We start from the raw sequence: 19,250 nt of genomic DNA on the forward strand, positions 1-19,250 counted from the left end.
CCGTCACTTGAGCCTGCTGGAGGCGAGGATCGACACCAGGTGCAGGACGGTCTGCAGCATCGCGATGCCCGCGAGCACGGCGACACCGACCCGGGACCAGTACAGGTCGCCGCGCAGCTGGTCGAGGACGGCCAGGAACAGGATGAGCAGCGAGGCCTCGATGCCGAGGATGAGCCGGTGGAACTTCAGCGCGGCGGCGGCCCGGCGCGCGAGGGCCATGCCCTTGGCGCGCGGCTCTGCGGCAGCGTCCTTGACCACGGGCTTGCCGGCCTGGTGGCGTGCGACGCCGACCAGGTCGGTCTCGGCCTTGATCAGGATGGCGCCGAGCGCGGCGAGCGTGCCGAGGAAGGCCCACAGCCAGTCGACGCGCCCGGTGCCCCACAGGTCGGCGGCGCGCAGGCCGAAGCCGACCAGGACCGCCGCGTCGCACAGGTAGGCGCCGACCCGGTCCAGGTAGACCCCGGAGAGGGAGTACTGCTTCTTCCAGCGGGCGACCTCGCCGTCGACGCAGTCGAGCAGCAGGTACATCTGTACCGCGACCACGCCGAGGACGGCGCCCCAGATCCCCGGCACCAGCAGGGCCGGCAGGGCGAGGACACCGGCGAGGGTCATCAGGTAGGTCAGCTGGTTGGGCGTGACCTTGGTGGTGACCAGGACGCGGGTGATGCGCAGGGAGATCTCGCGCATGTAGAGGCGCCCGCCCCAGTGCTCGCCGCTGACCCGGTCCTTCACACCCGCGGGGTGGACGACGGGCCTCAGTTCAGCTACGGATGGTCTTGGCATAGTCGGCGTATGCGTCCCTGATCTCGGCGGCGGACAGGTTGAGGTGCTCCAGGATCGTGAAGCGTCCCGGGCGGGTCTGTGGGGCGTACTCGACGGCCGCGACGAACTCGTCGACGCTGAAGCCGATCTCCTCGGGCGCGACCGGCAGGCCGTGCCGGCGCAGCACCTCGACGAAGTGGCCGGAGGCTTCCGCGGCCCCGCGCAGGTGCATCGCGAAGGCCGCGCCGATGCCGACCTGCTCGCCGTGGAGCGCGGAGCGCCCGGGGTAGAGCAGGTCGAAGGCGTGGCTGATCTCGTGGCAGGCGCCGGAGGACGGGCGGGAGTCCCCGCTGATCGACATGGCGATGCCGGACAGGACGAGCGCCTCGGAGAGCACGGTGAGGAACGCGTCGTCGCCGCAGCCGCCCGGGTGGCGCAGCACGGACTCGCCCGCGGTGCGGGCCATGGCGGCGGCCAGGCCGTCGACGGGCTCGCCGGTGGTCTCGTGCGAGAGCTCCCAGTCGGCGATCGCCGAGATGTTGGAGATCGCGTCGCCGATCCCGGCGCGGATGAACCGCACCGGGGCCTCCTTGATGACGTCGAGGTCGATCACCATGGCGATCGGGGTGGGGACGCCGTAGGAGCCGCGGCCGTTGTCGTTGTCCAGGATGGACACCGGTGAGCAGATGCCGTCGTGCGAGAGGTTGGTGGCGACGGCCACCATGGGCAGCCCGACGCGCGCCGCGGCGTACTTGGCCACGTCGATGATCTTGCCGCCGCCCAGGCCCACGACGGCGTCGTAGCGGCGGCCCTTTATGTCGTCGGCGAGCTTGACCGCGGAGTCGATGGTGCCGTCGACGACGGCGTACCAGTCGGCGTGCGGGAGCACGGGCTCCAGCTTGGCGCGCAGCGCCACGCCGGAGCCCCCGCTGATCGCGATGGCGAGCTTGCCGGAGGCGGAGATCCGCTGGTCGGCCAGGAGGCCGGCCAGGTCGTCCATCGCCCCGCGGGCGATGTCGACGACGACGGGCGAGGGGATGAGCCTCGTCAGTACTGGCATGCGATCGTCCGGCCCTTGGCGAGGTCGTCGTGGTTGTCGATCTCGACCCACCTGACGTCGCCGATGGGGGCCACGTCGACCACGAAGCCGTCGTTGACGAGCTGCTGGTAGCCGTCCTCGTAGTAGAGGTCCGGGTCGCGCTCGAAGGTGGTCTTCAGGGCCTCGGCGAGGGCCTCGGCGGCCTCGGCCTCGATGAGCGTGACGCCGATGTACTCACCGGTGGCGTCGGCGGGGTCCATCAGCTTGGTGATCTTCCGGACGCCCCGGTCCCCGTCGACGACGACCTTCATCTCCTCGTCGGCCAGGCTCTTGACCGTGTCGAGGGCGAGGATGATCTTCTGGCCGTTGCCGCGGGCGGCGAGGAGGGTCTCCTCGACGGAGACCGGGTGGACGGTGTCGCCGTTGGCGAGGATCACACCGCGCCCCAGGACCTCACGCGCGCACCACAGGGAGTAGGCGTTGTTCCACTCCTCGGCCTTGTCGTTGTCGATCAGCGTGATCTTCAGGCCGTACTTGGCCTCCAGCGCGGCCTGGCGGGCGTAGACGGCCTCCTTGCGGTAGCCGACGACGATCGCGACCTCGGTGAGACCGACCGCGGCGAAGTTGCCCAGGGTCAGGTCGAGGACCGTCAGGCTCTCCTCGTCCCCCTCGGGGCCGACGGGCACGAGGGCCTTGGGCAGGGTGTCGGTGTAGGGACGCAGGCGGCGTCCCGCACCGGCAGCGAGGACAAGGCCGATCATGCTGGTTCTCCTTCGTCATGTACGGCGGGTGCCCCGGAGGAGACCCAGAAGCGGATGCTCTCCACGAGCACCACGAGTGCCACGAACACGGCCAGGGCCGTGAGCGCGACGGGGAAGTCCGATGCGCGGTCCACGAGGACGGCGGCGAGGACCGTGGTCAGCAGGACCCGGCCCTCGTGGCCGCCGATCGTCCGCCCCAGCCAGTGCGGGGGCGCGCCGGTGCCGCCGCGAATGCGGTACACCGTGTCGTAGTGATGGTAGGCGACCGCCGCGATCAGGCCGAATGCCGCCGGAAGGGCCCCGGGGACGTCCGCCTTGGTGGCGAGTGCGAGGACCGTCACGTATTCGGCCGCGCGGAACAGCGGCGGGATCAGCCAGTCGAGCGCGCCCTTCAGCGGGGCGGCGACGGCGAGGCCGGCGGTCACGGCGTAGAGCACGGCGACGGCGACGAGCCGCGGGTCGCCGAAGGGGAGGTACAGGGCGGCGCCGATCATCAGCACGGTGCCGAGGGCGGCGACGTACACGGACCCGAAGGATCCGGCGCGGCCGCGCAGCAGGCGGGCCTGGAGCTCGGCGAGCGGACCGGAGTCGGCGAGGTCGGCGAGCGCCTGGGCGGCGCGGTCGGTGCGCCGGGCCTTGCGGGTCAGGGACCGCAGGACGCGGCCCGCGGTGGTGTACAGCGCGCCGAAGGCGCAGCCGGCGATCAGGGCGTAGAAGACGATCCGCGGGGTGGTGAAGGCGGTCAGGACCGCGATCATCGCCCAGCGCTCGCCGATCGGCAGGATGATCATCCGCCGGACCCAGACCGTCCAGCCGACGCTGTCGAGCCGGTCCGAGAGGGCGGCGGTCGGGCTGGTGTTGGCGGTGGCGTCGTGGTTGGCCTCGTTGAAGGAGAAGTCCACGACGTGCCGGCACGTCATCAGGATCATGGCGCCGAGGGCGAGGCCCCAGACGTCGTCCCCGTTGCGGGCGGCTCCGAGCGCCAGGCCGGCGTAGAAGGAGTACTCCTTGGCCCGGTCGAAGGTCGCGTCGAGCCAGGCGCCCATCGTCGAGTACTGCAGGGAGTAGCGGGCGAGCTGCCCGTCGGTGCAGTCCAGGACGAAGGAGACGATGAGCAGCACGCCGGCCGCGACGTACCCCCAGCGCTCGCCCGTGGCGGCGCAGCCGGCCGCGATCAGCGCGGTGATCAGCGAGGCGGTGGTGACCTGGTTGGGGGTCAGGCCGCGGCGCGCGCACCAGCGGGCGATGTAGCGCGAGTACGGGCTGATGCAGAAGGTGGTGAAGAACCCGTCGCGGGACTTCACGGCGGAGCGCAGCCGTACCGCTTCCTCGTCCACGGCGGCGACGGCGGCGGACGCCGCCGCGCGCTCGTCGGCGTCGGCGGGGACGGCGGCGACCAGGCTGCCGAGCTCGGGCCGCTGGACGGCGGTCCCGGTGGCCTCGACGGCGGCGGCGAGCCGGTCGGCGTAGGGGCCGGATCCGCGGGCGCCCTCGGTGGCGACGGCCTTGTCGAGGGCCTCGCGGGCCCCCGCCTGCACGGAGAGGGCGCCGGTGACGGCGCAGGCGTCGAAGCGCGGGTCGGTCAGCGCGAGCCGCAGCGCGTGCACGTGTCCGACGAACGCGGTGTCCACGACGGCCACCCGCTGGTCGGCGGGTACGCCGGCCAGTGCGGCGGCGGCGTCCTGGGGCCCGGCGGCCGGGCGGACCTCGAAGCCGAGTGAGCGGAGCTCGTCGGCGAGCGGCGATCCGGGGACCGGCAGGCCGGTGAGGATGACGGTCGGCAGACGAACTCACTCCTTGTAACGGATTTCCGGACGGGCGCGCCCGGGGGGCGGCACGTCGGCAGAGGCTATCGGATGAATGGAAGCAGGGGTTCATCACCCGTTCACGCCCTGATAAGCCGAATATCCGGGCTCCGGGCCGGGTCGCGATCATCATCGGTGATCACGACGCGGTACCACAAACGGCCTGGATGTTACGGTGGACACGCCCCTGAAGGCGTCGAGTGGAACGAGGTGGGTCGATGACCGTCGCAGTGGTCGCGGCCGAGCGCCGCGAACTCCGGTGCATCTCCCATTTCCCCCGGGCGACCGGCCGGGCCTGATCCACCGTTTCCCCTTCCCCGGCATGGGCCGAGGGGATCCGCAGATCGGCCGGAGCCCCTTTCCCCAAGGGTTCACCGTGACCGACGACATCAGCGACGCCGACAACGACGGCAACGCCTCCTCCGAGGCTTTTCTCACTTCCCCCCGCGGACTGCGGGAACCCGACGTGCGGGCCCGCCACGGGCAGGAGTACGGCTGCCCCGGCGACGGCCTGCGCCCGGCGGAGGCCGTCGGCGGCGCGGCCTGGCCGGCCCGCCCGGAGACCGCGGCCGACCACGCCGCCGTACGGGCCGTCAACCTGGCGGCCTTCGAGACCCCGCTGGAGGCGGATCTCGTGGACGCGCTGCGCACGGACGGCTCCTGGCTGCCCGGGCTGTCGTACGTGGCCGAGGCCCCCGACGGGTCGGTCGCCGCGCACGCCCTGCTCACCCGGTGCGAGGTCGGCGGCGCCCCGGCGCTGGCGCTCGCCCCGGTGGCCGTCGATCCTGCGTACCAGCGCTCGGGGGCGGGCAGCTCCGTCGTACGGGCGCTGCTCGCGGCGGCGCGGGAGCGGGGGGAGTCGCTGGTGCTGGTCCTGGGCCACCCCTCCTACTACCCGCGCTTCGGGTTCACGGCGGCGTCGCGGTTCGGGATCCGGGCGCCCTTCGAGGTCCCGGACGAGGCGATGATGGCGCTGGTGCTGGACGGTCGCGTGCCGGTCCCGGCGGGAACGATCACGTATCCGGCCCCGTTCGGAGTCTGACGCGCGGGAGTGCCGCATGAGGTGATCCGCGTATGTCCGCCCCTGCCTGGTGCTGTGGCCGGAAAGCCTTGCCGGTCACAGCACTAGCACGGGGCGGGGAGCGGACATGCGCGGATGTCCGAAGTGGGGACAAGCCTCTTTTGTACGGCAGACTGAAGGCCGAAGTCCGAAGCGAAGGATGGGTATGCCGACCACACCAGCCACCGCCGCGAACAGCGCGTCCCCCGGCACCGGTACTCAAGAACCGATCATGCTCGAACTGGTCGACGAGTCCGGCAACACCATCGGCACGGCGGAGAAGCTCTCCGCCCATCAGGCGCCGGGCCGGCTGCACCGGGCGTTCTCCGTGTTCCTGTTCGACGAGCAGGGCCGTCTGCTGCTCCAGCAGCGGGCTCTCGGGAAGTACCACTCGCCGGGCGTCTGGTCGAACACCTGTTGCGGCCACCCGTATCCCGGGGAGTCTCCGTTCGCGGCCGCGGCCCGGCGGACGCACGAGGAGCTGGGGTTGTCGCCCTCGCTGCTCGCCCAGGCGGGAACGGTTCGCTACAACCACCCGGACCCCGCGTCGGGGCTCGTGGAGCAGGAGTTCAACCACCTGTTCGTGGGACTTGCGCAGGCCGCCGTGCGGCCCGACCCGGAGGAGGTCGAGGACACCGCCTTCGTCACCGCCGAGGAGCTGGCCAAGCGGCACGCCGAAGTGCCGTTCTCGGCCTGGTTCATGACCGTACTGGACGCTGCTCGGCCCGCGATCCGGGAGCTGACCGGCGACGCGGCCGGCTGGTAGCCCGGTACGCAGTCCTCGCCGCTCCCCCGCCGCCCGCCGCTCAGCGGGTGGTCGGCGGGGTGCCGAGGGGCAGGGCCGCCCAGATGACCTTGCCGCCGGTCGAGGTGTGCTCGACGTCGCAGACCCCGCCCGCCTCCAGGGTGACCTCCCGGACGAGCAGCAGACCGCGGCCGCCGGTCTGGCCGTAGTCGGCCTCCAGCGCCTTGGGGCGGTAGGGGTGGTTGTCCTCGACGGCCACCCGTACCCACTCGCGGCCGATCGCGACCTCCACCGCTACCTCGGGCGATAGCAGGGCGGCGTGCCGGACCGAGTTCGTCACCAGTTCGGAGACGATCAGGAGCAGGGAGTACACCAGGTCCTGATGGGCCGGCACCCCCTGGCGCCCGAGCAGGTCCCGGACGGCCCTGCGGGCCTGCGGAACGGATTCTTCTACTGCGGGAGCGGTGAACCTCCACACGCCCTCGTAGGCGAGCGGGTCGGCCGGAGCCTCCGGCACCCCTTCCCCGGCCCATGGGCCGCTCCCGCTGCCGTCCATCTTGCGGCCCCCGTCTTCACGCTCGATCGTCTCCACGCGACAAGAGTGGTGAAGGGGTGGGTCCGGACCCGACTGCTGACCAGAAGTCAGCGTCAATCGGACACTTTCTGACCGCTGGCGTATGACAGCGTCAGTTGTTGGTCTGTTCCTGATCTTCTGCCGGCCGCTTCTCGGCCGCCTCACGCGTCCCCCGCGCGGCGGCGGCTTCCGTCCCCGGCTCGTCTTCCCTGACCAACCCCAGGATGCGGCGCGCCCCCATGCCCGTGGCGATGAGGCTCAGGCCGTCGAACAGCAGGGCGAGCGAGAAGAAGGTTCCGATCACGTACAGACTGTTGCCGGGCCAGTTGGAGAGGATCAGGAAGCCCAGCAGCACGCCGAAGGCACCCTGCACGAGCGCGAGCCCGAAGTGGGCTCCGCGCACCACCAGCGCGCCGACCAGCCGGAACAGCCCGCCGGTGAGGAAGAGCAGTGCCGCGAACATCGTCAGCGCCTCGGCGCTCGCCTCGGGGCGGCGCAGGATCACGAAGCCCGCCGCGATGTTGATCGCGGCGACGATCACGGCGAGCCAGAAGTAGCTGCTGCCCCGCGACTGCACCGCCTGCACCAGACCGATCACGCCGCCGATGAGCAGCAGCCAGCCGAAGAGGAACATCGAGGTGAGGGTGGCGAGGCCCGTGTAGAGCAGACCGACCAGGCCCGCCAGCACGAGGAGCACCCCGAACACGGCCATCAGCCCGAAGCGGCGGTTGACCTTCTTCTTCTCCTGACGGTCTGCGCCCACTGGACGTGCCACCTCCTCGCACCCCCTACGACACTCCCTTGATCATAGGTTTCACCGCCCGGGATAGCATCCGGCGCATGGACGCAGCCCTGGACGCAACCCTCCTGCACACGGTCTCCGACGGGGTCGCCACCGTCGTCGTCTCCCACCCCGCCAAGCGCAACGCCATGACCGCCGCGATGTGGCGGGCGCTCCCCGGGCTGCTGGACGGCCTGGCGTGCGATCCGGCCGTACGGGTGCTCGTCCTCACCGGAGCCGGGCCGACGTTCTGCGCGGGCGCCGACATCTCCTCCCTCACCGGGGACGATGACCCGCGCGCCCTCGCCGTGGCGGCGGAGGAGGCCCTGGCGGCCTTCCCGAAGCCGACGCTGGCGGCGATCCGCGGATTCTGCGTGGGCGGCGGCAGCCAGCTGGCGGCCGCCTGCGACCTGCGCTTCGCCGAGGAGGGGGCGTCCTTCGGGGTGACCCCGGCGAAGCTCGGCGTCGTCTACCCGGCGTCATCCACCCGCAGGCTCGCCTCCCTGGTCGGCCCGGCCTGGGCCAAGTACCTCCTCTACTCCGCGGAGCTGATAGGGGCGCAGCAGGCGCTGCGCGCCGGGTTCCTGAACGAGCTGGTGCCGGCCGGCCGACTCGACGGGCGCGTGGCCGAGTTCGCGGCGGTCCTGGCCGCCCGCTCGCAGCTGACGCAGGCGGCCGCGAAGGAGTTCGCGGACGGCCGCACGGACCGGGACGGGTACTGGGAGGAGCAGGCCGCCGGAAGCGGCGACACCGCCGAGGGTGTCGCCGCGTTCCTGGAGCGCCGGGCGCCCCGGTTCACCTGGACGCCGTGACCCGCGCCGGTCAGGCGGGCGGGGTGTTGCCCCGCAGCATCTCGACGAGGGCGGCCGGCGCCTTCTCGGGCGAGCCGGCGTCGTAGGGCGGCTGGGGGTCGTACTCGGTCATCAGCTGCACCGCCCTGGCGAAGTCGTCGCCGGCGATCCGGCCGAGCAGGGTGAGCCCCATGTCGATCCCGGAGGACACCCCCGCGGCGGTGACGTACTTGCCGTCGAAGACCACGCGCTCGCCGGTCGGCTCCACGCCGTGCCCCCGCAGCTGGTCCAGGTACAGCCAGTGGCTGGTGGCCCGCCGGCCGTCGAGCAGCCCGGCGGCGGCCAGCAGCAGGGATCCGGTGCACACGGAGGTGGTCCAGGTGGTGGCCGCGTCGACCGAGCGCAGCCAGTCCATGACCACGGGGTTGGCCATCTCCCGCTCGGGATGCGGCCCGCCCGGCACGATGACGATGTCGGGCCGGGTGACCTCGTCGAGCCCCTTGTCGGCGACGAGCGCGAGGCTCCCGTTGTCGGTGCGCACGGGCCCGGGCCGCTCGGAGACGAAGACCACCTCGGCACCCGTCAGCCGTCCGAGGGTGTCGAAGGGGCCGACGGCGTCGAGGGCGGTGAAGTGGTCGTAGAGCAGTACGGCGATCTGCATGGCTCCTCCGGAGCGGTGGTCGCGACACGAGTCCGCCCCGGCGGGGCGGCTCCTTCTTCCGGGTCGGGTGCGCCAGGTCCTGCCCTCAGGAGCGGGACGTGCCGAAACGGCGCCGGTACTCGGCGGGCGGCTGGCCCAGGGTGCGCACGAAGGCCCGGCGCAGTGCCTCCGGGTTCCCGTACCCGCAGGCCCGGGCGATCTGTGCGATCCCTTCCCCGCTCTCCTCCAGCAGCCGCCGGGCGTGTTCCACCCGCACCCGTTCGACGTACCGGCCGGGCGTGACGCCGGTCTCCGCCCGGAAGGAGCGGGCGAAGTGCCGCGGCGACAGCCGGGCACGGGCGGCGAGGTGCTCGACGCCCAGGTCCTCCCCCGGATGCTCGGTGATCCACTGCTGCACGTCCCGCAGCGGGTCCCGCCGGGCCGTCTGGGCCGCGAGCTGGGCGCTGAACTGCGCCTGGTTGCCGGGCCTGCGCAGGAAGACCACCAGGTGGCGGGCGATCGTCAGGGCGACGTCCTGCCCGTGGTCCTCCTCCACCAGCGCCAGCGCGAGGTCGATGCCGGCCGTCACCCCGGCCGAGGTGGCCACCGGCCCGTCCCGTACGTAGATCGGGTCCGGCTCGACGGCGACCGCCGGGTAGTCCCGCGCCATCCGCTCGCAGGCGTTCCAGTGCGTCGTGGCGCGCCGCCCGTCCAGCAGCCCCGCCTCGGCCAGCAGCAGTCCTCCCGTGCACACGGAGACCAGCCGCTGCGCTCCGCCCCCGTACGTGCGGAGCCAGTCGGTGAGCCTGGGCTCGAAGTCCGCCGTGAGGCGTCCCCCGGGCACGAGCACCGTGGTGTCGGGGCCCGGCCGGGCGCCCTCCAGCTCCCCGTCCGGCACGAGGGTCAGCCCGCTCCCGGTGCGGACGTGCTCCCCGCCCGGAGACACGGTCCGGATCACGTAGCCGGCCCGCCCGGGGAAGTGGGCGAGCGCGGCGAACACCTCCACCGGGCCGGTCACGTCCAGGCTCTGGACCCCGTCGTAGAGGAGGACGAGGACGGTGCGCGGCGATGACCCCATGGCTTCATGGTGTGCCGCCGCCGAGATGGCCGCAATGACGTGCCTCCCACCTATCCGGCCACGCCGGGGCCCGCTCCGCGCGCCGATAGGATCGGCACATCATGACTGCAACCCTCGTCGCCAAGAAGCTCACCGCCGCGCACGGTGAGCGCACGCTCTTCGCCGATCTCGACCTCGTCGTCGCGCCCGGCGACGTCATCGGCCTCGTCGGCGTGAACGGCGCCGGCAAGTCGACCCTGCTGCGCCTGCTCGCCGGACTGGACACCCCCGAGACCGGGGAGCTGCGGCTCTCGCCGCCCACCGCCGCCGTGGGCCACCTCCCGCAGGAGCCGGAGCGCCGGCCCGAGGAGTCGGTCCGGGACTTCCTGGCCCGGCGTACGGGCGTGGCCGCCGCCCAGGCGGAGCTCGACGCGGCGACGCAGGGCCTGGTGGACGGGACGCCGGGCGCGGACGACGCCTACGCGAGCGCGCTCGACCGGTGGCTGGACCTCGGCGGCGCCGACCTCGACGAGCGCGCCGAGGAGGTCGCGGACGACCTCGGCCTGGCGGTCGGCCTCGATCTGCCGATGACGGCGCTGTCCGGCGGACAGGCGGCCCGTGCGGGCCTGGCCTCGCTCCTCCTCTCCCGCTACGACGTCTTCCTGCTCGACGAGCCCACCAACGACCTGGACCTGGACGGTCTGGAGCGGCTGGAGCGGTTCGTCACGGGGCTGCGCGCCGGGACCGTCGTGATCAGCCACGACCGTGAGTTCCTGACGCGGACCGTGACCAAGGTGCTCGAACTCGATCTGGCGCAGCAGCAGATCAACCTCTACGGCGGCGGCTACGACTCCTACCTGGAGGAGCGCGCACGGGCCCGCAGCCACGCGCGCGAGGAGTTCGACGAGTACGCGGACAAGAAGGCCGCCCTCGAGGGCCGGGCCCAGATGCAGCGCAACTGGATGGACAAGGGCGTGCGCAACGCCCGCCGCAAGTCCACCGACAACGACAAGATCGGCAAGGCGCTGCGGGGCGAGTCCAGCGAGAAGCAGGCCGCCAAGGCCCGCCAGACGCAGCGGGCGATCGAGCGGCTGGAGGTCGTCGAGGAGCCGCGCAAGGAGTGGGAGCTGCGCATGGAGATCGCGGCGGCCCCGCGCTCGGGCTCCGTGGTGGCGACCCTGCGCGAGGCGGCCGTCAAGCGCGGGGACTTCTCCTTCGGCCCGGCCAGCCTGCAGATCGACTGGGCGGACCGGGTGGCGATCACCGGGGCCAACGGCGCCGGCAAGTCCACCCTCCTCGCGATGCTCCTGGGCCGGCTGGCCCCGGACTCCGGCTCGGCCACCCTCGGCTCCGGCGTCCTGGTCGGCGAGGTCGACCAGGCCCGCGGCCTGTTCCTCGGGGGCGAACCGCTGCTGGAGGCGTTCTGCGCGGCCGTCCCCGACACCGAGCCCGCCGAAGTACGCACCCTGCTGGCGAAGTTCGGCCTCAAGGCGGCGCACGTCCTGCGTCCGGCGGCGACCCTCTCCCCCGGTGAGCGCACCCGTGCCGCTCTCGCGCTGCTCCAGGGCCGCGGGGTGAACCTGCTGGTCCTGGACGAGCCGACCAACCACCTCGACCTGTCGGCGATCGAGCAGCTGGAGTCCGCGCTGGAGTCCTACGAGGGAACCCTCCTGCTGGTCACGCACGACCGCCGGATGCTCGACGCGGTCCAGGTGACCCGCCGCCTGGAAGTCTCCGGCGGCAAGGTCACCGAGGTCTAGGGAGCCGGGCGGCTGCCGAGGGGTCCCGCCGGGCACGGCGTTCACGCGCCTCGGGCACCGGCAGGCCGACGGGGACGGCGTACGCCTCGGCGGGCGGCAGTCCGGACGCCGGGGCCCGGCGGGACCGCTCCACGGGCCGGTTCAGGCGGGCGGCCCTGCGGGGGCCCGGCGCTTGCGGGCCATCTTCCGGGCGACGAACGTGCGCGGGAGGTGGCGGGCGGCGAAGGCGTAGGCCTGGTAGCGGCGGCCGGTGATGCTGACCGGGCGGCGCAGGGCGAGGTCCCTCAGCGCCTGCTCGACGACGGCCTGCGGTTCCAGCCAGACCTCGTCGCGCAGCGCGCTGACGTCCATCCCGGCGCGTTCCTGGAACTCGGTGCGGGTGAAGCCGGGGACGACGGCCAGCACCCGGACGTTGTAGGGCTCCATGTCCACCCGGAGGGACTCGCTGAACGCGGTGACCCAGGCCTTGGCGGCCCCGTAGGTGCCCGTGGGCAGCAGTCCGGCCACCGAGGAGACGTTGACGACGGCTCCGCGGCGGCGCTCGCGCAGCCCGGGCAGCGCGGCGTGGGTGAGCCGCAGCGGGACCTTGACGAGGAGGTCGAGCATCCGCTCCTCGTCCTCGACGGGGTTGTACGGGAAGGGCGCGGGGAGCCCGAAGCCCGCGTTGTTGACCAGGATGTCCACGGGCCGGGCCCGGTCGGCGAGCCGCTCGGCGACGGCCGCGAGGCCCGCCGGGTCCAGCAGGTCGGCGGGCAGCACCTCGCAGGCGGTGCCGTACTCGTGGGCCAGGGCGCCGGCGACGGCGCCCAGCCGGTCCTTGTCGCGGGCGACGAGGACCAGGTCGCAGCCCTTGGCGGCGAATCCCCGGGCGAAGGCGGCGCCCAGTCCGCCGCTGGCTCCGGTGATCAGTACGGTGGTCACGGCGCTTTCACTTCCTCGGTGGTGGCCGGCGAGGCGTAGGCCTCGGCGACGTCGACGAGGAACCGCGCCTCGTCGGCCAGGTCCCCGCCTTCGTTCGAACTCTGGATGGCCGCGGGCAGTTCCAGCCCGGCCGCCTCGCCCGGCCGCCCGGGCAGTCCGGCGAGTTTGGCCCGCCGTGCGTCCTTCAGTACGCGGGCCAGCGCGGCCGCGGTGCGCCGCTGCTCGGGGATCCCGCGGTCGGCGGCCCGGCCGCGGGCCTGCTCCAGGGCGCCCGGCCGGACGTATTCCCCCAGGATCAAGATGGCGTCGCGCGTCTCGATGACCTTGCGGTAGACCAGCAGGTTGCGCGGGACCGGCGGCCACAGCAGCTCCACCACCCGGCCCGAGCGCGGCTTGTTGAGGGCCACGTGCGGGACCGCCTCGACCAGGTCGCGCCACAGCGGCCACAGCCGCCACGCGGTGGCGGTGTCGGCGAAGGTGCTGCGGAGGGTGAACAGGGTGGGCACGAGGATCGCGGCGGCGCGCAGCAGGCCGTGCAGGTTCATCAGCAGCGGAAGGGCGGGCATCGCCCAGGTGTTGGCGAACAGCGCCTTGGCCAGGTAGGCCAGCCAGAACAGTCCGGCGAGCGCGGTGCCGAGGCCGAAGAGGCGCAGGCCCGCGGCCAGTCCCCGGCTCTCGGTGCGCCGGCTGTAGCGCCAGCACAGGGCCACGCACACGGCGTTGGCGATCACGTGGGCGGAGATCAGCACGAGCCAGTACGCGAGGGACGGCACGGGGTCGCCGACCGGGGGCATGGCGTGGGTGCCGTGGCCGGGCGCGGCGGCGTCCAGGGCGACGAGCGCGGTCAGCCAGGCCGCGGTGGCGGCGCAGGAGGCGAGTCGCAGGCGGCGGCCGCGGGTGGCGGCGGCGACGAAGTAGAGGACCGCGCCCGCGGACAGCACCCCGATGAGGTTGCGGACGAGGCCGATGGTGTGGGCGTAGCCGGCGCCGCGGGTCATCGCGTAGGAGACGACGTCCGGAAGGTTCAGGGTCATCGCCGCGGCGGCGGTCGCGACGGCCAGCCACAGGCCGCGCTGCTGGGGCGAGCGCAGGGCGCCCGGGGCGCGCAGAAGGACGGCGAGCCACAGGCAGACCATGCTCGGGACGGCGAGCCAGTTGCCGAAGTCGGTGAGGTCAGCCGCCATCGGTGCCCCGCGCGTACCCCATGGCGGACTCCAGCCGGGCCAGGGTGCCGCGGCCTTGCGCGGGGGTGCGCGGGCCGGCGTTCGCGGTGCGGATGCGGATCATGCTCGCGAGCATCTCGGCCTCCTGCTCCTGGCGGGTGGTGTAGTTGGTGCGGCCGAGCACGACGGGGGCGTGGCCGTCGCTCTCCTCGCCCTCCAGCGAGTGGTGCCCGAAGAGGATGTGGCCGAGCTCGTGGAGGACGATGTGCTCCCGGTGCAGCGGGGTGGTCTGCGCCTCGTAGAAGACGTAGTCGATGCTGGCGGTGCCCACCCACAGGCCGCAGACCCCGGATTCCGCCGCCTCCTTGGGCAGGGGGTGGAGCCGGATGGGGCGGCCGCGCTGCTCCGCAATCCGCCGGCACAGGACGTCCAGGGAGAACGGGTGGGTCAGATCCAGATGGCCGAGAATGTTCTCGCACCTTTTGCGAATGCTGAGTTGCCGGTGGGACATGTGATCCCTCTTCGGACCCTTTCCGGGGCAGCGTCGGTAGGCGTGTGTGGGCATGGGCATGACGTCCTGTGCCTTCAAGGCGGCCTCGGGCAATGCAGTCCTGAGGGGGGAAACACGGAAGCCCGTTCGCCGGGTGACGAACGGGCGTTCCACCATGCCTACAGATCTTGTACGGGAGTTGGCAAGGAAAGTCCCCAGGTGGGGAACCTATTCGGCCATCGCGTACGAGGTCCTTCACGCGCCGGGTGGCCTGGGGCCGCCCCTGGCCGTGCGCAATCCCTTCCGCACGGCCCGACGCCGGGTGTCAGCGGTTGCGGCGCTCCTCGCCTCCGGTGAGGCCGGCTCGGCGCAGCGCGTCGGCCATCGCGCTGTTCGCGGGCGCGGGTGCCGCGCCGCCCTGCCGCCCGCCCCGGCCGCCGCTCTGGCCCTGGCCGCGCTCGCCCTGGTTCCTGCCGCCGCCCTGGCCGGCCGCTCCGCCGCGCTGCTGCGGGGGACGGCCGCCGCCGCGCCGCTCCTCGCGCTGGCGCGGGGCGCCGGCGCCGCGCTCCGCGCCGGGCTCGTCCTCCAGGCGCAGGGTCAGCGAGATCCGCTTGCGCGGGATGTCCACGTCCATGACCTTGACGCGGACGATGTCGCCCGGCTTGACGACGTCCCGGGGGTCCTTGACGAAGTTCTTCGACAGCGCCGAGACGTGCGCCAGGCCGTCCTGGTGGACGCCGATGTCGATGAAGGCGCCGAAGGCGGCCACGTTGGTGACCACGCCCTCCAGGATCATCCCGGGGGCCAGGTCGCCGATCTTCTCGACGCCCTCCTTGAAGGTCGCCGTCTTGAAGGCCGGACGCGGGTCGCGGCCGGGCTTCTCCAGCTCGCGCAGGATGTCGGTGACGGTGGGCAGGCCGAAGGCCTCGGTGACGAACTGCTCGGGGCGCAGGGAGCGCAGGACCCCGGTGTTGCCGATCAGCGCGGCCACCTCGCCGCCCGCCGTCTTGCCCATCGCCCGGACCACCGGGTAGGCCTCGGGGTGCACGGCCGAGGCGTCCAGCGGGTCGTCCCCGCCGCGGATCCGCAGGAAGCCCGCGCACTGCTCGTACGCCTTGGGGCCGAGCCGGGCCACGTCCTTGAGGCCCTTGCGGCTGCGGAAGGGGCCGTTGGCATCGCGGTGGGCGACGATGTTCTCGGCGAGGGTCCCGCTGATGCCGGAGACCCGCGAGAGCAGTGGCGCGGAGGCGGTGTTGACGTCCACGCCGACGCCGTTCACGCAGTCCTCGACCACCGCGTCGAGGGAGCGGGACAGCTTCACCTCGGACAGGTCGTGCTGGTACTGGCCGACGCCGATCGACTTCGGGTCGATCTTGACCAGCTCGGCGAGGGGGTCCTGCAGGCGGCGGGCGATGGAGACCGCGCCGCGCAGCGACACGTCCATGCCGGGCAGTTCCTGCGAGGCGAAGGCGGAGGCCGAGTACACGGAGGCGCCCGCCTCCGAGACCATCACCTTGGTGAGCCCCAGCTCCGGATGGCGGGAGATGAGGTCCCCGGCCAGCTTGTCGGTCTCGCGGGAGGCGGTGCCGTTGCCGATGGCGACCAGCTCGACCGCGTGCTCCTTGGCGAGGCGGGCCAGCTTCGCGAGGGACTCGTCCCACTTGTTGGCGGGCACGTGCGGGTGGATGACGTCGGTGGCCACGACCTTGCCGGTGGCGTCCACGACGGCGACCTTCACGCCGGTGCGGAAGCCCGGGTCGAGGCCGAGGGTGGCGCGGGTGCCGGCGGGCGCCGCGAGCAGCAGGTCGCGCAGGTTCGACGCGAAGACCCGTACGGCCTCGTCCTCGGCGGCCTGGCGCAGCCGCGTCCGCAGGTCGATGCCGAGGTGCACCTGGATCTTGGTGCGCCAGCACCAGCGGACGGTGTCCGCGAGCCACTTGTCCCCGGGGCGGCCGCGATCCGCGACGCCGAAGCGGCGCGCGATCATGCCCTCGTAGGTGGAGGGGCCGGGGGTGTCGGCGTCCTCGGGGGCCTCGGGTTCCAGGTTGAGGTCGAGGACGTCCTCCTTCTCGCCGCGGAGCATGGCGAGGACGCGGTGCGAGGGCAGCGCCGTGAACGGCTCGGCGAAGTCGAAATAGTCGGCGAACTTGGCGCCGGCCTCCTCCTTGCCCTCGCGGACCTTCGCGGCGAGCCGGCCGCGGCCCCACATGCGCTCGCGGAGCTCGCCGATCAGGTCGGCGTCCTCGGCGAACCGCTCGGTGAGGATGGCGCGGGCGCCCTCCAGGGCGGCCGCCGGGTCGGCGACGCCCCGGTCGGCGTCGACGAACGCGGCCGCCGCGGCGGCCGGGTCCACCGACGGATCGGCCAGCAGGCCGTCCGCGAGCGGTTCCAGACCGGCCTCGCGGGCGATCTGCGCCTTGGTGCGGCGCTTGGGCTTGAAGGGCAGGTAGATGTCCTCCAGGCGCGCCTTGGTGTCGGCCGCGTTGATCCGGGCCTCCAGCTCCGCGTCGAGCTTGCCCTGCTCCCGCACGGAGTCCAGGATCGCCGCGCGCCGGTCCTCCAGCTCGCGCAGATACCTCAGCCGCTCCTCGAGGGTGCGCAGCTGGGCGTCGTCGAGCATCTCGGTCGCTTCCTTGCGGTAGCGCGCGATGAACGGCACGGTGGAGCCGCCGTCGAGCAGCTCGACGGCGGCCTTGACCTGCCGCTCCCGTACGCCGAGCTCTTCGGCGATCCTGCCTTCGATGGACATCGTCACGATCGGGTCCCGCCTGCCTTCGTTTGCACTGGAAGGCTGCCAATTGTGGCAGGTGGTGGCGGCGGACCGCGGGAGCCCTGCCCGTCAGGCCCTGCGCATGAGGTCCCCTGGGAAGGCCCCGGCGGTCACGGCCTTGGCGGCGAGGGCGCCGCCGAGCCCGGTGAGGCGGGCCGGGCCGTCCGCGCCGAGGTGCTCGCAGGGTGCGGCGTCGAGGCGGTCGGCGTAGCTCTCCAGCCGCTCGCGCAGGGCGCCGGGCGGCGCGGCGGGTGTGGACCGGCGTCGATCCGGACGTTCCCGCGGGCGGGGCCGGGGAGTACGGCGGGGGTTCGGGGCGGGGCGGTGGGCGGTCGGGCCGCAGGCCGGGGCGGGTACGGCCGGGGCGGACGGGCCCGCGCGGGCGGGTCAGGACCGTTCCACGTGCGGACACGTGACGGCCGAATGGCGATCGTGTGACAGCAGGGGCCATGGACATGACCTGAGCGGCCAGGGGTGAATACGGTCGAGCGACGACCTTGAACCGAGCTGTCTCCCCTACCCACTTGGAGTCATTCGTGCACCGCAAAGTCATCGTCCCGAGCGTGCTCGCCGCTTCCCTCCTGCTGGTGATCCCGGCGTCGGCGGCGAGTTCCGGTCCGGGCGCCCCGGGTATCGGCGATCCCTACTACCCGGCCAGCGGCAACGGCGGATACGACGTGTCGCACTACGACCTGCGCCTGAAGTACCAGCCGACGACGGACCTGCTGGAGGGCACCGCGACGCTGATCGCCACCGCCAAGCAGGACCTGTCCCGTTTCAACCTGGACTTCGGCCTGCAGGTCAGCGAGATCCGGGTCAACGGCGCCAAGGCGAAGTTCGCCACGTCCGGCGCCCACGAGGTGGAGGTGACCCCGGCGAAGCCGCTGGCGCGCAACACCCCGCTGACCGTCGTCGTCCGTTACGCCGGCAAGCCGTCCGAGCTGAAGGTCGACGGCTGGACGGCCTGGCACCGCACCCCGGACGGCGGCGTGGCGGCGCAGGAGCCCGACTCGGCGGTCTGGTGGTTCCCCAGCAACGACCACCCGCTGGACAAGGCCACCTTCGACGTCTCCGTCAACGTCCCCGACGGCACCCAGGCCATCAGCAACGGCGTGCTCCAGTCACAGAGTTCGCGGCTCGGCTGGACCCGGTACAACTGGCGCTCCAACAAGCCGCAGGCCACCTATCTGGCCACCCTCGCCGTCGGCAGGTTCGACATCACCACCGACCGGACGGCGAGCGGGCTGCCGATCGTCAACGCGTACAGCAAGGACCTCGGCGACAACGCGGGGGCGGCGCGCGCGAGCGTGGAGCGGACCGGTGAGGTCACCGAGTGGCTGGAGGAGGTCTTCGGTCCGTACCCCTTCAACGCGCTGGGCGGCTATGTGCCGAACGTGAACGCCGGCTTCGCCCTGGAGACCCAGACGCGGCCGTTCTACGGTCCGCGCCAGTTCCAGAACGGCGCGAACGTCTCGGTGGTCGTGCACGAGCTGGCGCACCAGTGGTACGGCGACAGCGTGTCCGTGGAGGGCTGGAAGGACATCTGGATCAACGAGGGCTTCGCCCGCTACAGCCAGTGGCTGTGGTCGGAGAAGCAGGGCGAGGGCACCGCGCAGGAGCTCGCCGACTGGGCCTACTCCCTGCGCCCGGCGGAGGACGCCTTCTGGCAGGTCAAGCCGGGCGACCCCGGTCCGGAGAACCAGTTCCACGGTGCCGTCTACGACCGCGGCGCGATCGCCCTCCAGGCGCTGCGCAACGAGATCGGCGACGAGAAGTTCTTCCGGATCCTCAAGGGCTGGCCGACCGAGCGGGCCTACGGCAACGCCAACGTCGGGGACTTCGTCCGGTACGCCGAGAAGGTCTCCGGCAAGCCCCTGGCCCAGCTGTTCGAGACCTGGCTCTACACCCCGGGCAAGCCCGACGCCTCGGCGCTGAACCCGGCGGCCGCGCAGCCGGCGGCCCGCTCGGCCCAGTCGGCCCCGGCCCGGTCGGCCCCGGCGAAGCCCGCCGCGGAGCCGAAGTCCTGGAAGAAGATCGCGGAGACGAACACGATCCACGACACCGGCCACGACACCGGGCACGGCTCCGAGCCCGGCCACCGGCACTGAGCCCGCGCCGGCCGGCGCCCCGT

16 protein-coding genes and 1 pseudogene are annotated in these 19,250 nt (G+C 72.8%); 5 read left to right on the top strand and 12 right to left on the bottom strand.

Annotated elements, in window-relative coordinates:
* Window positions 1-3 precede the first annotated feature (3 nt).
* From AVW11_RS01700 to AVW11_RS01715, 4 genes are read right to left on the bottom strand one after another with little or no spacing between them, the layout of a single operon-like run.
* Window positions 4-783, bottom strand: a complete 780-nt coding sequence (locus AVW11_RS01700) for a CDP-alcohol phosphatidyltransferase family protein (RefSeq protein ID WP_076042992.1) — start codon at window positions 781-783, stop codon at window positions 4-6.
* Window positions 761-1,822, bottom strand: coding sequence for an iron-containing alcohol dehydrogenase family protein (locus AVW11_RS01705; protein ID WP_030847317.1), 1,062 nt, complete (start codon window positions 1,820-1,822; stop codon window positions 761-763). Before AVW11_RS01705 ends, AVW11_RS01700 begins: the two co-directional genes overlap by 23 nt.
* On the bottom strand, window positions 1,810-2,562 hold the full coding sequence (locus tag AVW11_RS01710) for a phosphocholine cytidylyltransferase family protein (protein WP_046776470.1): 753 nt from the start codon (window positions 2,560-2,562) through the stop codon (window positions 1,810-1,812). Before AVW11_RS01710 ends, AVW11_RS01705 begins: the two co-directional genes overlap by 13 nt.
* Entirely contained in the window at window positions 2,559-4,193 is a 1,635-nt protein-coding gene (locus AVW11_RS01715; RefSeq protein WP_240528105.1) for a DUF5941 domain-containing protein, read from the bottom strand. The genes AVW11_RS01710 and AVW11_RS01715 overlap by 4 nt, the downstream gene beginning before the upstream one ends.
* A 640-nt stretch (window positions 4,194-4,833) precedes the next feature.
* Here AVW11_RS01715 and AVW11_RS01720 point away from each other — a divergent pair.
* Window positions 4,834-5,409 (top strand): annotated as a pseudogene (locus tag AVW11_RS01720) (GNAT family N-acetyltransferase); the annotation flags it as partial.
* 184 nt (window positions 5,410-5,593) lie between these two features.
* Entirely contained in the window at window positions 5,594-6,193 is a 600-nt protein-coding gene (gene idi, locus AVW11_RS01725) for an isopentenyl-diphosphate Delta-isomerase (RefSeq protein ID WP_060179168.1), read from the top strand.
* 40 nt (window positions 6,194-6,233) lie between these two features.
* Here idi and AVW11_RS01730 read toward each other — a convergent pair whose 3' ends face one another.
* Together AVW11_RS01730 and AVW11_RS01735 are read right to left on the bottom strand one after the other, a co-directional pair.
* Complete coding sequence (locus AVW11_RS01730; RefSeq protein WP_060179274.1) at window positions 6,234-6,728, bottom strand: ATP-binding protein; 495 nt, start codon at window positions 6,726-6,728, stop codon at window positions 6,234-6,236.
* A 130-nt stretch (window positions 6,729-6,858) separates the two neighbouring features.
* Entirely contained in the window at window positions 6,859-7,458 is a 600-nt protein-coding gene (locus tag AVW11_RS01735; RefSeq protein ID WP_051700298.1) for an HdeD family acid-resistance protein, read from the bottom strand.
* A 140-nt stretch (window positions 7,459-7,598) separates the two neighbouring features.
* On the opposite strand from AVW11_RS01735, the gene AVW11_RS01740 reads away from it, so the two are divergent.
* The gene (locus AVW11_RS01740; protein ID WP_030847297.1) at window positions 7,599-8,339 is read left to right on the top strand and encodes an enoyl-CoA hydratase/isomerase family protein; all 741 of its coding nucleotides are present in this window, start codon (window positions 7,599-7,601) and stop codon (window positions 8,337-8,339) included.
* 10 nt (window positions 8,340-8,349) lie between these two features.
* On the opposite strand, the gene AVW11_RS01745 is transcribed toward AVW11_RS01740, so the two are convergent.
* On the bottom strand, window positions 8,350-8,979 hold the full coding sequence (locus tag AVW11_RS01745; RefSeq protein WP_060179166.1) for a DJ-1/PfpI family protein: 630 nt from the start codon (window positions 8,977-8,979) through the stop codon (window positions 8,350-8,352).
* 85 nt (window positions 8,980-9,064) lie between these two features.
* Window positions 9,065-10,036, bottom strand: a complete 972-nt coding sequence (locus tag AVW11_RS01750) for a GlxA family transcriptional regulator (RefSeq protein WP_030847291.1) — start codon at window positions 10,034-10,036, stop codon at window positions 9,065-9,067.
* Window positions 10,037-10,137: 101 nt separating this feature from the next.
* On the opposite strand from AVW11_RS01750, the gene AVW11_RS01755 reads away from it, so the two are divergent.
* Window positions 10,138-11,775, top strand: coding sequence for an ABC-F family ATP-binding cassette domain-containing protein (locus AVW11_RS01755; RefSeq protein WP_076042994.1), 1,638 nt, complete (start codon window positions 10,138-10,140; stop codon window positions 11,773-11,775).
* A 141-nt stretch (window positions 11,776-11,916) separates the two neighbouring features.
* On the opposite strand, the gene AVW11_RS01760 is transcribed toward AVW11_RS01755, so the two are convergent.
* The 4 genes from AVW11_RS01760 to AVW11_RS01775 form a co-directional block, all read right to left on the bottom strand.
* Complete coding sequence (locus AVW11_RS01760; protein ID WP_076042995.1) at window positions 11,917-12,696, bottom strand: SDR family NAD(P)-dependent oxidoreductase; 780 nt, start codon at window positions 12,694-12,696, stop codon at window positions 11,917-11,919.
* Window positions 12,693-13,880 (bottom strand): MAB_1171c family putative transporter, encoded by a 1,188-nt coding sequence (locus AVW11_RS01765; RefSeq protein ID WP_076042996.1) that lies wholly within the window; start codon window positions 13,878-13,880, stop codon window positions 12,693-12,695. The genes AVW11_RS01760 and AVW11_RS01765 overlap by 4 nt, the downstream gene beginning before the upstream one ends.
* A complete protein-coding gene (locus AVW11_RS01770; protein WP_076042997.1) occupies window positions 13,870-14,370 on the bottom strand; it encodes an ImmA/IrrE family metallo-endopeptidase in 501 nt (166 codons plus the stop codon). The genes AVW11_RS01765 and AVW11_RS01770 overlap by 11 nt, the downstream gene beginning before the upstream one ends.
* 304 nt (window positions 14,371-14,674) lie before the next feature.
* A complete protein-coding gene (locus AVW11_RS01775; RefSeq protein ID WP_076042998.1) occupies window positions 14,675-17,104 on the bottom strand; it encodes a Tex family protein in 2,430 nt (809 codons plus the stop codon).
* A 551-nt stretch (window positions 17,105-17,655) separates the two neighbouring features.
* Between AVW11_RS01775 and AVW11_RS01780 the strand changes: the two genes are divergently transcribed.
* Entirely contained in the window at window positions 17,656-19,227 is a 1,572-nt protein-coding gene (locus AVW11_RS01780; protein ID WP_076042999.1) for a M1 family metallopeptidase, read from the top strand.
* The last annotated feature ends 23 nt before the right edge of the window (window positions 19,228-19,250 follow it).

Source organism: Streptomyces amritsarensis (assembly GCF_001953875.1).
Classification (GTDB): domain Bacteria; phylum Actinomycetota; class Actinomycetes; order Streptomycetales; family Streptomycetaceae; genus Streptomyces; species Streptomyces amritsarensis.